Annotated in this window: 13 protein-coding genes; 6 read left to right on the top strand and 7 right to left on the bottom strand. The window is 45.3% G+C overall.

The annotated features are described in order from the left end of the window. Window positions 1–178: 178 nt before the first annotated feature. Window positions 179–922 (bottom strand): NIPSNAP family protein, encoded by a 744-nt coding sequence (locus B0E43_RS30240; RefSeq protein WP_077349354.1) that lies wholly within the window; start codon window positions 920–922, stop codon window positions 179–181. A gap of 61 nt (window positions 923–983) precedes the next feature. Then, complete coding sequence (locus B0E43_RS30235) at window positions 984–1,346, bottom strand: transmembrane 220 family protein (protein WP_077349352.1); 363 nt, start codon at window positions 1,344–1,346, stop codon at window positions 984–986. Between the two features lie 136 nt (window positions 1,347–1,482). Here B0E43_RS30235 and B0E43_RS30230 point away from each other — a divergent pair, with 136 nt between their 5' ends. The 3 genes from B0E43_RS30230 to B0E43_RS30220 all read left to right on the top strand — a co-directional run bounded on the left by B0E43_RS30230 (window position 1,483) and on the right by B0E43_RS30220 (window position 2,869). Beyond that, on the top strand, window positions 1,483–2,064 hold the full coding sequence (locus tag B0E43_RS30230; RefSeq protein ID WP_077349350.1) for a GNAT family N-acetyltransferase: 582 nt from the start codon (window positions 1,483–1,485) through the stop codon (window positions 2,062–2,064). A 130-nt stretch (window positions 2,065–2,194) separates the two neighbouring features. Then, the gene (locus B0E43_RS30225; RefSeq protein WP_077349348.1) at window positions 2,195–2,449 is read left to right on the top strand and encodes a DUF6364 family protein; all 255 of its coding nucleotides are present in this window, start codon (window positions 2,195–2,197) and stop codon (window positions 2,447–2,449) included. 207 nt (window positions 2,450–2,656) lie between these two features. After that, a complete protein-coding gene (locus B0E43_RS30220) occupies window positions 2,657–2,869 on the top strand; it encodes a hypothetical protein (RefSeq protein WP_139352729.1) in 213 nt (70 codons plus the stop codon). Here the strand turns inward: B0E43_RS30220 and B0E43_RS30215 are convergent. Beyond that, a complete protein-coding gene (locus B0E43_RS30215; RefSeq protein WP_077349344.1) occupies window positions 2,844–4,298 on the bottom strand; it encodes an arylsulfatase in 1,455 nt (484 codons plus the stop codon). The genes B0E43_RS30220 and B0E43_RS30215 overlap by 26 nt on opposite strands. 65 nt (window positions 4,299–4,363) lie before the next feature. Here B0E43_RS30215 and B0E43_RS30210 point away from each other — a divergent pair, with 65 nt between their 5' ends. Then, complete coding sequence (locus B0E43_RS30210; protein WP_077349342.1) at window positions 4,364–5,308, top strand: nucleoside hydrolase-like domain-containing protein; 945 nt, start codon at window positions 4,364–4,366, stop codon at window positions 5,306–5,308. 866 nt (window positions 5,309–6,174) lie between these two features. After that, entirely contained in the window at window positions 6,175–7,494 is a 1,320-nt protein-coding gene (locus tag B0E43_RS30205) for a Gfo/Idh/MocA family protein (protein ID WP_077349386.1), read from the top strand. A gap of 282 nt (window positions 7,495–7,776) precedes the next feature. Here the strand turns inward: B0E43_RS30205 and B0E43_RS30200 are convergent, their stop codons facing one another. The 4 genes from B0E43_RS30200 to B0E43_RS30185 form a co-directional block, all read right to left on the bottom strand. After that, window positions 7,777–8,784 (bottom strand): SMP-30/gluconolactonase/LRE family protein, encoded by a 1,008-nt coding sequence (locus B0E43_RS30200; protein ID WP_077349338.1) that lies wholly within the window; start codon window positions 8,782–8,784, stop codon window positions 7,777–7,779. 135 nt (window positions 8,785–8,919) lie between these two features. Further along, complete coding sequence (locus tag B0E43_RS30195; RefSeq protein WP_254423406.1) at window positions 8,920–10,167, bottom strand: TIM barrel protein; 1,248 nt, start codon at window positions 10,165–10,167, stop codon at window positions 8,920–8,922. A gap of 82 nt (window positions 10,168–10,249) precedes the next feature. Continuing rightward, window positions 10,250–10,426: a hypothetical protein gene (locus B0E43_RS30190; protein WP_168171932.1), complete on the bottom strand. Its 177-nt coding sequence runs from the start codon at window positions 10,424–10,426 to the stop codon at window positions 10,250–10,252. Then, a complete protein-coding gene (locus B0E43_RS30185; RefSeq protein WP_077349334.1) occupies window positions 10,423–11,826 on the bottom strand; it encodes a cytosine permease in 1,404 nt (467 codons plus the stop codon). The genes B0E43_RS30190 and B0E43_RS30185 overlap by 4 nt, the downstream gene beginning before the upstream one ends. A gap of 269 nt (window positions 11,827–12,095) precedes the next feature. On the opposite strand from B0E43_RS30185, the gene B0E43_RS30180 reads away from it, so the two are divergent. Beyond that, window positions 12,096–14,216 carry a bifunctional aldolase/short-chain dehydrogenase gene (locus B0E43_RS30180; protein ID WP_077349332.1) on the top strand — a complete coding sequence of 707 codons (2,121 nt, stop codon included), beginning with the start codon at window positions 12,096–12,098 and terminating at the stop codon, window positions 14,214–14,216. Window positions 14,217–14,261: the final 45 nt, after the last annotated feature.

The raw sequence follows: 14,261 nt of genomic DNA, 5'->3' as shown, positions 1-14,261 counted from the left end.
AGTTCAACGGAACCATACTCAGCGACAGGCAGGTGCACTATCACGAAGGCGGCCAAACTGTTTAGGATAAGGCTAAGTTAACCCCGTCATTTCCTTTTTGTATGTTCCCGGAATATTTAAGACTCAGGGTGACAACCGAATCTTTCAATTTTAGAATATTCCAATTTTCCAATTCTCGTTATTTCATCGGAGAAAAAGGCAAAGTTTTGTAGAAAACCGCATCCACTTTCTCCACGATTTTTCCGGAAGCTTCTGATTCATCACGGACTTTTACCCACTCAGGATCCACTCTGAACCGGTCAAAAGCAGCATTGAATTCCACCTTGTTTTCATGGCCAAGGAGGTAAACCAGCTTTGGCTGAGCACCGTCTTTTTCCACTGTCAGCCAATAGGGATAATTTTTGAGCCCTTGCTTTTCAAACAAATCCCGGGTATGATCCCGGAAGCGGGTTTGAATATTTTCGATTTTACCGGGAAAGCAATGGTAGGTTCTCAACTGGAAAATTCCGCTTGGTTTCGGTTTTTTATGGTCGTTGAGGTCATTGGCCCAAACCATAAAGACCTGATCTACTTTTTGTACCAAAGGTCCGTTTGCCTCAGAGGCCTTATGAGCCGCTACCCATTCCGGATCGTTGGCAAACTTGTTCCAAAGCACATCTCTGGAGGCTTGATCAGGATAGCCTAGAATGAATGTCAGGGTCTTGTCCGGGTTTTCTTCAGAGACAAAATAAGCGACATTTTCGATCCCGTTTTTCTTGAAAAGCTTTAGGGTATGATCCTGAAACCGCTTGATCAGATCGGGCATTTTCCCCTCTGATGCGGTGTATGTCCGCATTTCAAAATACTTGGACTTGATGCCCTGCTGGGCAAAAAGGCTGACAGTGATCAGCATGGTAATAATTAAGGTTAGAAGTTTTTTCATCAGTTTAATGGGTTTGATTTGTTAGTTTATGATCTGGATTTAAGAGAATCAGTAGAAAAGATTATTTCTTCCAAGCTTTGTACAAGGCTGGACTTAGAACCAAGGCAATGGTAAGCAATCCGAAAGTTTCACGGTTCTCTTCCATTTGAGGGGTCTTCATCGTGAGATCCTTTTGAGCCCATTCGTCAACGATCCAATCTCCAACTCCTCCTGGAAACATATAAATCGCCCCTAGAACACAAAGAACAACCACGACAGTTAGGGGTATTTTGGGGAAAATCCCCCTCATTCCCAGAAGGCAAAAAACCATAGCAGCACCATAGATACTTATCCAAACTTCAGGATCAGGATCGTTGAATTGCCAATAAGCAAAGAGGCCAAAAAGGAGAAACCACAGGCCGAAATAATACTTGTTGAATTTCATGGAGTTGTTTTGGGTTGGGGAATAAAACTAATCAATTTCGGTCTGAATCTTTTTGGATTAGGATAAATGGTCGATGCCTTTATTCAATCTGAAAAATAGAAACTTTTTCGGCTAGATTGCCGGAAAATTACATCAGATGATACTTTTCAAATCGGCTGAAACTCCTGAAGAACTGGAAGGAATCTTATCCCTTCAGTCCAGAAATCTTCTCCAGAATATCTCTGAATCAGAAAAAGAAGCGCAGGGATTTGTGACTGTCCATCACAGCATGGACCAACTTGCCTCCATGAACACCATTGCCCGACACCTGATCGCAAAAGACGATGAAAAAGTGGTAGGGTATATTTTGGCCATGACCAAAGCTTCCAAAGCCTTGATCCCTGTGCTTGTTCCAATGTTTGAACAGTTTGACAAATTGAATTTTGGAGGAAAACCTGTATCAGATTACAATTATCTGGTAATCGGCCAAATCTGCATAGACAAAAATTACCGGGGACAGGGAGTGTTTGACAGGATGTATGCCGCGTATGGAGAAATGTTTTCAGGGAGGTTTGACTTTGCGATTACAGAGATAGCTGTCTCCAACGTCCGGTCCATCAAAGCACATCAGCGTGTGGGATTTGAGATCATTCAAGAGTTCTCAGACAACACCCAGAATTGGGCTATTGTAGCCTTGGATTGGGAAAACTCCAAAAGCAGGTCAGAGAAGGACAGTTAAGCCTATTTCCAAATGTAATTTCCTGATACTTATAGGGTAATAAGTAAATGATTGGGTAAGGAAAACGGGGACCTACGGGTTCCCGTTTTATTTTTCAGGCAAATAATTTATAAATTCAAAGAAAAACGCCATGAAAACCCGAGTCAGTGTTTCCGTGAATGAAAAGCTTGCCAAGACTGCAGAAAAGTACTCCAAACTTGAAGGAAAATCCTTGTCTTTACTTTTTGAGGATTTTTTGAAATCTCTGATTGAAGGAGAGGAGATTGAAGATTTCACTCAACATTCTAAAGAACTATTGGGTTTAATTGAGAAAGACCCTCCAGTTCAGGATTTGGGAAACGATAAGATTCAGATCGCAAACTATTTGAAAGAGAAATATGGCTGATCTTTTCCTGGATACTGATGTAGCGTTTGATTTAGTCTCCGGAAGGGAACCCTTCAGTGTCCAATCAAAGCGGCTTCTCACGCTCCATAGCCTTGAGGAGGTGTCTTTTTCGATTTCTTCATGTTCGATCTTAAACCTTATTTATTTAAGCAGTCAGACCTACAAGCTTTCAAATTGGGAAATTAAACTCACCGCATTTTTAAAATCTTGTCATTGGTTGGACACTTCAAAAAAAGCACGTTTCTCAAGGCCATGATTTCTCCCATCAACGACAAGGAGGATGCTGTTCAGTACTTCACAGCCATGGAGGGGGAATTTGATTTTTTCCTTACCCGAAATAAAAAAGATTACAAATTAATTTCAGAACCGCAACGGGTGATTACTCCGACTGAGTTTATTTTTCTTCAGGAAAAAGCTTGAAAATCGGATTTGGAAGATGTGCCTTTTTCACCAAGCCTTCTAGTTCTGCAACTTTCTCAGGATTTTGGGCTGCCAGATCTTTTAACTCTCCAGGATCGTCGTCCAGATTGTAGAGCTCAACCGTGATTTTAATGGAGTCTTTCACCTGATATTTCACCAGCTTCCATCCGTCTTTCAGTACCGCCTGTCGTCCTTCCAATTCATGAAATTCCCAATACAGGTGGTCATGAAAGGGTTGATTCTTTTCTCCGAGTAGGCTTGGTAAAAAAGAAATCCCGTCAATCCCATCGGGTTCCTTTTCACCCAAGATCCCAACAAAAGTTGGCAACCAATCCCAAAATGCGGAGACATGGTCAGAAGTACTTCCCGCCAGTACCTTGCCTGGCCACTTGACGATCATCGGCACATGTATGCCCCCATCATATAGATCTCTTTTGAATCCCCGAAATGGCCCGTTTGAATCAAAAAAGTCCGGATCTGCGCCGCCCTCGCGATGTGCTCCATTGTCCGAGGTGAATACTACGATTGTGTTTTGGGAAAGTCCAAGCTCCTCGAGTTTGACTATGACCTCTCCCACGATCCTGTCGATCCGCTCCACCATGGCGGCATGAGTTGCATGAGGAAAAGGCTGTGATTGGTAACCAGGAATGTTCATTTCCGGCCCATAATCTCCTCTTTTTGGAGCGGTGTGGACCTGTTCATCTCCAAATTTGGTTCGGTATTTTTGGAAAATTTCATCGTCCGGTACCACTAGTTCCGCATGGGGCATGACGATCGGCATAAAAAGAAAAAACGGCTTGGACTGATTTCCTTCGATGAATTCCAAGGTTTTCTCCTGGATCAAATCCGGCGCATAAGTGACTTTATTGGTCCAATCATTGCCGGGCAGCTCCACTTTTTCCTGATTCTCCCAGAGGTAAGCCGGAAAATATCGATGAGCATAGCGCTGGCACAAATACCCGTAAAACGAATCAAAACCCTGATTTGAAGGCTGACCGGTGGTTCCGTTCATTCCCAAGCCCCACTTCCCAAAAGCCCCGGTGACGTAGCCCGCATCTTGGAAAATCTTGCTTAGGGTTTGGATCGAATCAGTCAGGGGAAGCTGCCCCTCAGGCTGCACTTCCGAATTTCCGCGGATCGGGGTATGGCCGGTGTGTAGGCCGGTCAGAAGTGTTGATCGGGATGGAGCACAGACCGGAGAACCCGAATAATGCCGGGTAAAAAACATCCCTTCCTTAGCCAGACGGTCGATATTTGGGGTTTCAATGTATTTTTGCCCCAAAAAACCAAGGTCCCCATAGCCCAAATCATCGGCAAGGATAAAGACCACATTGGGCTTGGAGTCCTGTAGCTCGGGTTTGTTTCCTTTGGGACCAGTGCAATTCCAAAAAGCAAAAACCGCGACAAAGTACAAAAACCATGATCTCATAGGAAGGGGGTTATTTTCAAAACCAAGAAAGTACCCCTATTTTGATTTTCCAAACCCGTCGTCAAATGAAGGTTAAAACACTTTTCCTTATTCTTCTGATTCTTTTTGTGGGCCGGCCACTGTTTTCCCAGGAGAAAATCCCGGTGATCATCTCCACCGATATCGGAGGCGATGATCCGGACGACCATCAGTCCCTGATTCATTTTTTGATCTATGCCGACCGTTTTGAGATTTTGGGGATTATCTCCTCCCCTCCTGGAAAAGGGCGATTGAGCGATATCGAGGAGGTTTTGGACACTTACAAGATAGACTTCAGCAAGCTGAAAGCAAACGGTCTGGACTATCCGGAACCCAATCAACTCCGGAAAGTTTCCAGTCAGGGAGAGACGGAAATTCAATCGGCAGACACGCCTCAACGATTGAGTCCGGGAGCAGAATTTATGGCAAAGCAAATTCTGAGTTACGGCAAACCGGTGTATGTGCTCGTTTGGGGTTCGATGACCGACCTGGCTCAAGCGATTCATTTCTATCCCGAGATCAAACCGCTCCTTCGTGTTTTCTCCATCGGATCATGGAACACCCAACAGGATCAAAAGTCACGGGATTACCTCTGGAATAATCATCCCGACTTCTGGTGGATTGAAAACAACACAAGCTTTCGAGGGATGTACATGGGCGGGGTTCAGGACGATCCTTGGGGGAATATCTCCTTTGTAGAGACGTTTGTAAAAGACTTTGGAGGGATGGGAAAGCTCTTCTTCGAAAAGAAGCCGGACATCAAGATGGGCGATACACCGAGTGTGCTGTATCTAATCGATGGAAATCCGCAAGACCCTGAGGGTGAAAGTTGGGGAGGTTCATTTCTCAAAAATCCCGACAGACTGAATTATTGGACGGATCGAAAAGATCCTGAACTTGTCGAAAACAACCGGCCGGGTGCAAAAACAGTCAATCGCTACAGGCTGGAATACCTTATGGATTGGAAAGAGAGAATGCGTGTTTTGAAGTGAGCCTAAAACAGAAACGGGAAGAAATTCTTGCGAAAATCTTCCCGTTTAATGAACTGAAAATCGTAACTATCAATCCATTTCAAGCTACAGTTATTTGGCTATTCCCAGTTACCCAGTTCAAAACCGATAGTCTGAAGTAGCTCCGAGGAGCATGTCCCAGTTTTCAGATACCTTGTTGTATTTCTGCGGTTGCCCGTCTCAGACTTTCCTTGCGGAAAGCCCCTTCATACCCAGTATCCTGATTTTGTCCGAAGACTCCATCTTGGGCCGATCTTTTATAGCACTTCTGCGGTGGTCCGTTTCAAACTTCTGCAGTTAAGCAGTCATTCCTTTGTGCCCGATGATATCTGCTTTCATCCCGAGGGATTTGGGCACTGATGAATCCGTGTGTTGCACTTTTGGAGTTGCCTCTTTCAAAAGGTCAATTGCTCTTCCTTTCCTTCATGCCCGGAAATCTGAACAACTCCGAAGAGAAGCTCAAATTCAGCTCATCGTATCGGCACTTCTGCGGTTACCCGTCTCAGAAATCTTTCCGAAGAAAAATCCCCCTTTGCGCCTGATCTCAACCTTTCAAACATCGATCCGGAGTCGTATCCCCGGCCTTTTATCTCTTACTTGATGATTTAAAGTTGGCTGATTCAAATCCAGATTCCAACTTTTTTAGGATTTTTTTCCCAACAATTTTCCCCCATTTTAATTGTATAAAAGAACAGTTTATCCACAGATTTTAACTGGTTTATCCACAATTTTTAGAATTAAAACCTGCCATTTGACCAAAAATCAAAATTTACCCAATCTCATTTCCTTTTCGTTTCCGATCGGCTTATTTTCATTCCAGATCCCTGATGCAACAAACCCAAAATCCCATGTCCAACCGTAGAACATTTATCAAATCTTCTGCATTTTTCGCCGGAGGTTTGGCACTCTCTCCTTCCTTGCTTTATGCAAAATCCCAAGTATCGGCAAGCGACAAAATCCGAGTGGCTCTTGTTGGCTGCAATAACATGGGCTTTGGAATCCTTCGGCGACACCTCGAATTGCCCGAAGTGGAATGTGTCGCCATCTGCGATGTGGACCAAAATATCCTGGACAAGCGAATCTCCGAGGTCGAAACAGCAACTGGAAAGAAGCCACATAGATTTACAGATTTTAGAAAACTGCTTGAATTAAAAGAAATCGATTCAGTCATCATCGGCACGCCAGATCATTGGCATTGCCTGATCGCTGTGGCTGCTTGCCAAGCCGGAAAGGATGTCTATGTGGAAAAACCCATGGCCAACTCCATCGGAGAATGTGATCTGATGGCACAGGCAGCCGCAAAATACAGCCGCATAATGCAAGTGGGACAACAACAGCGTGCAGGACAGGCTTTCATCGAATCCAGGCATTTGGTCAAAAACGGCTACCTCGGCAAGATCCGTAAAGTGAACATCTGGTCAAACTTCAATTATGGTCTTGGAAATGAATTCAAGCCCGCGACACCAGTGCCGGCTGGGGTTGATTACGACTTCTGGCTAGGCCCAGCCCCCAAGCGCGACTTCAATCCAAACAGATTTCATGGCAGTTGGAGGCATTTTTGGGATTATGGAGGAGGGTTGATGTCGGACTGGGGCGTGCATTTGCTGGATATGGCGATCTGGGTGGAAGAATCCCCAAGCGCTCCCGGACATGTCATGACTTACGCTTCGAATGTCAATAAAGAAAACCGGGATAGGGACACCTTCGATACAATGAATGTGCTTTTTCCTAAAAAGGATTTCCTGATCAATTACGACATGAATGGCGGACTTCAAACAGGTCCTTATGGAAAACCTTATGGAATCGCTTATGTGGGTGATTTGGGAACATTGGTTGTTAATCGAAGCGGCTATGAGATTTACCCAGAAATGGATCCTGCAACCAAAGCCAATAAAATCGAGGTAAAAAAACTGGAAGGAGCTACCGAATCGCATAACCTTCACGTGGCCAACTTTGTGGAATGCATCAAGTCCCGAAACGAACCGATTTGTCCGCCCGAGGCTGGAAGACTTGCAGCACTTCATGCCCATATTCCCAATATCGCAGCCCGAATCGGTGCCAAAAGCTTGATTTGGGATGATCAAAAACGGGAGTTTGTCGGAAATGCAGCCGCGAACGAACTCATTTGGCCGGAATATCGGGCACCTTGGGTTTTGCCGAAAGTTTAGGCTTCGACTACGCTCAGCCAGACCTATGACTTGACAGAACTACAACGAGTCTGAATGATTTAACTTTACAAAAAGTGCTGCTTCTGGAGAAGCAGCACAACCCTCGATTTACCGATCATTGCGAGGGGATTTTCTCCAAAAACCTAATAGTCCCTTTTAACACCCCGAAGCAATCTCTTTTAGATAGGGATTTATTTAGGAGACTGCTTCGTCGCATAAAAGCTTTACTAAAATTAATACCGGCAAGAATGCTCCTCGCAGTGACGGCCAGCCCCAAACTCCCTACTTCAAAGCTATCCTCATCAAAAAACCATCCGCTGTCATATACAGGTACTTTTCTTCCGAATCAAACCCACAGTTTGCCGTACCGTTCTCGGTAAGAATAGTCGCTAGGAGTTTGCCTTCAGGACTGATCACCAATACGCCTCCCGGCCCAGTTGCGAAAAGGGTCCCGTCAGAATGGACTTTTAACCCGTCTGGCAATCCTTTTCGGCTATCGCTTTGCAGGGATGTCGCATCAAAAAGGACTTTCCCTGAGATCACATTTCCATTTTCATCCAAATCAAACGCATAGTAGCGGGCTTTTTCCGGGTCAGATTGGGCGATGTAGAGCACTTTTTGGTCTGGACTCAGGGCAATCCCGTTGGGCCGGCTGAGCGAATCAACCAAAAGCGAGATTTTTCCATCAGGATCCAATCGGTAAACTCCCTGAAAACTCAACTCCTTTTCGTCCCAAGGATCCATGCCGTAAGGTGGATCAGTAAAAAAGAGTTGCCCTTTGGAATTGAAGGTTAAATCGTTGGGACTGTTAAAGCGCTTGCCTTCATATTCGCTGGCTAAAGCTTCAAATTCAGGTTTTGGAGCGTCAATGGAAGCGAGCATTTTCCCAATCTGGCGCTCCCCATGCTGGCAAAGAATCAGATTACCCGCCAAGTCCAAGGCCAAACCATTGGCCCCGGGTTCGCCCTTGTCAGTTCGATCACCCAAGTAACCGGAAGGTGTCAAATAGAGAGAAAGGCTATCCTTTTCCGTCCATTTCCAAATTTTGTTTGTAGGGACATCGGTAAAAATCAAGGCTTGCTGATCTTGCAACCAAAGTGGTCCTTCCGCCCATTCAAAGCCTGAGGCTAGGACTTCGATTTGGGCTTCGGCAGAAATGAGGGAATTAACCGCCGAATCCAGTCGTTCGACCGAACCAATGGTTTGAAATTGAGCTTTTGTTTCTTCCTGGATTTTGGGACTGGAACAGGCCACAAAAACAGGAAGTGCAAGCCAAAGGGAATACTTCATGGTCGTCTTGGGTTTGGAAAAAAGGAAGTTAAGCCTTTGAGCCGAAAACTCCGAATTCCATCAACTTTGGGAATTAAAAATGCTTGACTTCATAAATTCATTGAAATTTGTGAAGTTGGTAATAACTAGTTAGTACTACAACCCGCTCGCCTGCGTGTCTTTTCCCCGCTTTGCAATTAGCTTTTCGCGGATTTTTTCTTTTCGGTAGAAATTCAAAGGATCAGCTTCCCCTCCACTTTGGATCCGAGCTTCCCGCACCAAAGCTCTGACATCGGTCAAGAATGCATCCTGAATAACCTCTTGAGCACCGACCGCATCTCCATCCATTTGACACTGGCTGAGCTTTTTCCGATCTACCAAAAGTGCTTTGGCATAGGCCTGAGAAATAGCTTCCAATGCCTGAATCAGGTCTTCGATGGGATCTTTGGTATTGTGACTCGCGTCGATCATCCAAGAAACACTTTCCCAAGCCTGTGCCTTTTCTTCTGATCCACCGATCAATTCGCAGAAAATCAAAAACAACTGATACGGTTTGATACTGCCAGTACTAAGATCATCGTCTCCAAACTTACTGTCATTGAAGTGAAATCCAGCCAGCATATCTTGATGCATCAGCGTAGCCACGATCTGCTCGATATTGGTGTTTGGCAGATGATGACCAAGATCAACCAGCACCTTGGCCCTATCACCAAGTTGGCGGCAAATCAAAGCGGATGTGCCCCAATCGGGAATCACAGTATGGTAAAAATTAGGTTCGTATGGCTTGTACTCCAGCAACAGTTTCCAGTTCGTCGGCATTCCGACATAGATTTCCTGAAGCGACTCCGTGGTCCATCGAAGAGCTTTTCTGAAATGAGCCTGACCGGGAAAATTGCTTCCATCTGCCAACCAAACGGTAAGCCCTTTACTTCCCAGGCTTTTCCCGGTTTCGATGACCTGCAGGTTATGTTCTACTGCTTGCTTTCGGATAGCAGAATCCGCATTGCTGAGCGAACCCATTTTATAAGAAAGCGGTTGCCCATAATCCTGAAAGGTATTGCTGTTCATCGCATCGAAGCCAATTCCAAAGCTTGCTGCTTTTTGTTTGATGGCATCTACATCCTGCGGAATATCCCAGGGAATATGCAGGGAAACCGCATCAGTGCGCTTAGTCAAGCGAGCCAGAAGTCCGATATCTTCCAGTTTTTCCTCCAGATTTCGGGGTTCTCCACCAATCGAAAAGCGTCCAAACCTAGTCCCACCCGCACCCAATGCCCAGCTTGGCACAGCTATCTGAAAAGCTGAAATTTCGGAAATCAAACTGGTTAAATTCTTTCCTTTTAAAGCCAATTGCTCGTAAAGTAGGTCGAGTGATTTTTTATGAAACTGATCGGAAGTGCTCACTTTAATTAAAGGATTAATGGATATGAAAATGAAACTTGGCTTCGACTACGCTCAGCCTTACATCGGATAAACCGCCTATTTATCACTGGCCAGTGCTTTTATTAATCCAAAATGGCGCGGTCACCATCCAGGCCACCATCCCTACCCCCATCCATGTTTTCATGGAATCCATTCCCATCGTTCCCATAAAAAACAAGACTGGAGGAGCAATCGACAGAATCAGTCCACCGAGCGAGATGAGTTTGAATAGGATCTTCATACAGCAAGAGATTTAGTGAGTGGATATTTCACTTTGGAAAGGACTACAAAAATGGCAACCGCCACAAACCAACCCGGTAGCCCGAGAAAGAAGATTTCGACACCGTAATAGAAATTCAACACCAGGCAAAAGCCCAGTGTCAACAACCAACTGAGCAGAGCCGGCAGACTGAAATCAGACTTTGCATTGAGTGCTCCTTCAGATTGGAATCCCATCCTTTTGGAGAAATAAAAATCCGCAAAAATCACCGCACCCATCGGCATCAAAAGCAATCCATAAAGAGCAACAAAATCCAACAGCTTCATCACCAAGGCTGGAAAGCAAGCCGCAATACTAGTAATGGCTCCGACAATAGCTGTGATTTTCCATGTTGGAATTTTCGGAAAAATCCCCTGCAATGCCAATCCTGCCCTATAAATCGTAGGATTGGCTGTGGTCCAGCCGGCAATCACGACACAGACAGCTCCGGCAATCCCGAGGGTCTGGAAAGCGATCTGACCTGGAGCGAATTCCTGCGATCCGGAATTGGCCTGAAGAAACACCGCATACAATATTCCCGAAGCTATCCACGCAACAAAGTGCCCGAGATAAACCCCCACAAAAGTGTAAAAGCCATACTTCCAGGATTTGGCGTATCTGAGGATGGTCAGGTCTGACATACCTATATGCATGGCCATATTGCAAAACCAGGAAAAGAAGATGATATGCCAGATGGTAAACTTGGACATGCCCGCTAAGGGAACCCCATTCCAGATCACTTCCTGAGAAATGGAAATTAGACTTTCGAAAGATCCTACTCCAAGTTGGGCAAGTCCGACAATTGCTGCGGCGAAAAACACCAAAATCATCCAAGGAGACATCACATTGGCGAATTTTGAAACCTGATTGTATCCTTGGATTGCGACCAAAGTAATCACCGCTCCCATTAATAATACAGTCACAATCCAACCTGGAGTCCTCGGTAACCAATCCGTCAGTGTCGGCATTTCCAGGTCAAAAGGAATCCCAACTGCTGTGGCCGAAACGGCAATCATGGACCCAGCCAGAAAACAAAACATCAGCGCATTGACCAAATTATACCAAATGACAACGTTTTTGCCAACAATCCGCTCCAATTGGTAATATAGAGTCAGTCTCTTAGTAGCCGCTATGGGCCCGGTAATCAGCCCCCAACTCAAAACAGCCAATAAATTACCGATCAACAATCCGAACACCAAATCACCTGCTGTCACCCCATGAGCAACGAACAGTGGCCCAATGACAAACTCTGTCCCCGCGGTATGCTCACCGGCATACATTCCAAGAAAACTTTTTCCTCCTTTAAGGCTTTCAGCCGGAACCGGCGTCCTTTCATATTCATTGGTCCCGCCAACTATTTTCTTGAAAAATCGGTTCCTCATTGAGAATTATTTTAGGATGAATAAAACAAATTGACCCACTCGACCTGTCCTGCACTGTCCGATGCATTTTCAAAGGATTATCCCTTGTTTATTTTGGAAAACAATAATTTCAGAGCGAATTTTCCGGTTCAGAAATGTAATCTCAGAATACTCTTTTCCTAAAAGAAGATAAATTTTCTCAAAAAACCCCTCTCACTCAAGACACTACAGGATACCTATTGGGCTGATTTCTGAGAAATTCATACTACAACCAATAGACCTGTCTTAAAATGAATATACCGATTATGAGTTTCAAATATGTAAGCTACCTCTGGGACGAAGCAAAAGCCGCCAAATTGGAAGGCAATGAGGTCGACCTGTTAATCTATCGTTCCAATATTCTCGGTGCAGATCTGAGAATCACCAATTACGGCGGAGGAAATACCTCTTGCAAGACCATCGAATTGGATCCATTGACCAAAGAGCCGGTGGAAGTAATGTGGATCAAAGGATCTGGTGGAGACATCGGTACGATGACACGTTCAGGATTGGCAGGCTTGTATGTTGACAAACTCCGTTCTTTAAAAGGAATCTACCGCGGAATTAAATTCGAAGATGAAATGGTTGAATTGTTCAATCATTGCATCTACGATCTGGCTTCCAAGGCACCTTCCATTGACACGCCACTCCACGGATTTTTGCCTTTCAAGCATATTGATCACCTGCATCCAGATGCAGCAATTGCGATCGCCGCCTCAAAAGACGGAGAGAAAATCACCAAAGAACTTTGGAAAGGTGCTATCGCATGGGTTCCTTGGCAGCGTCCTGGCTTCGATCTTGGCTTGCAGCTAAAAGAAGCCCTTGACAACAATCCCGGTATCAGAGGTATCATGCTCGGTGGCCATGGACTGTTCACTTGGGCGGATACAGCATACGAGTGCTATGTAAACAGTCTCGAAGTGATTGAAGCTGCCTCTGCTTATCTGGCGGATAATTACGGGAAGAAAAGACCAGTTTTTGGAGGAGAAAAAGTGAAATCCCTGGCTCCAGAACAACGAAAATCACAAGCAGCCAAACTCGCTCCGATTCTCCGTGGCCTTGCCTCTTCTGAAAAACGAATGGTGGGCACTTTCAGCGACAGCGACACTGTCCTTCAGTTCATCAACAGTCATGATCTGACCAAGCTCGCCCCTATGGGAACGAGTTGCCCTGATCACTTCCTTAGAACAAAAATCAGCCCGCTCGTTTTGGATTTGGCCTCAGATGCCGATCTGAGTGATGTCAATGGCTTGAAAGAAAAAATCGGCGTTGCCTTCCAGGCATACCGGGAGATGTACGCTGATTACTACCAAAAACACAAACATCCAAACAGTCCTGGGATGCGTGACCCAAATCCTGTCGTGATTTTGTGGCCGGGTGTTGGACTTTTCAGCTACGCAAAAGACAAGCAAACCAGCCGTGTTGCCAGTGAATTTTATATAAATGCCATAAATGTAATGCGCGGGGCTGAGGCCGTTTCAGAGTATGTTTCCCTACCGCTACAGGAGGCTTTTGACATCGAATATTGGCTACTCGAAGAGGCAAAACTTTCACGAATGCCAAAAGAAAAACCTCTTTCCCGCAAAATTGCATTGGTCACCGGAAGTGCTGGAGGAATCGGCAAAGGCATAGCCGAACGATATGTACAGGAAGGCGCCTGTGTGGTCCTGACAGATATCGATCAGTCCAGATTGGACGGTGCTGTGGCTGAGTTTGAGAAAAAATATGGCAAGGACGCCGTCTTAGGAGTTCAGTTAGACGTCACCGATACTGCTACTTTGGCGAAAGCCATGGAAGCAACTTGCCTGAAGTTCGGCGGAATTGATATTGTAGTCAACAATGCGGGAATTTCGATTTCAAAATCTTTCGAGGATCACACAGACCAAGATTGGAATCGCTTGAATGATATCCTGGTGATGGGACAGTATCATGTATCCAAAGCTGGTGTCTCTTTGATGAGACAGCAGGGCTTAGGCGGTGATATTGTGAATATTGTGAGCAAAAACGGCTTGGTAGCTGGCGCAAAAAACGTAGCTTATGGTACGGCCAAAGCGGCTCAGATGCACATGTCTCGACTGATGGCCGCTGAACTGGCTGAGGATAAAATTCGGGTTAACGTAGTGAACCCCGATGCAGTTATTGAGAATTCAAATATCTGGGAAGGTGGATGGGCTGAAAACCGCGCAAAAGCCTATGGAATTGAGGTAAAAGATCTTCCTCAGTATTATGCAAACAGAACTTTACTCAAAGAAAGTGTCAAAACAAGTGATATCGCAGATGCGGCTTTTGCCTTCGTCGGCGGACTACTCACCAAAACAACCGGAAATATGCTAAACGTGGATGGAGGCCTGGCAGCTGCCTTCCCTCGATAAAATCGAATCGCTATTACCCCTACTTACCCAACCCAATAACCCAGT

The organism is Algoriphagus sp. A40 (genome assembly GCF_002002735.1).
Classification (GTDB): Bacteria; Bacteroidota; Bacteroidia; order Cytophagales; family Cyclobacteriaceae; genus Algoriphagus.
Note: the sequence above shows the minus strand (reverse complement) of the source record. Positions and strands in the feature narration are given on the sequence as shown.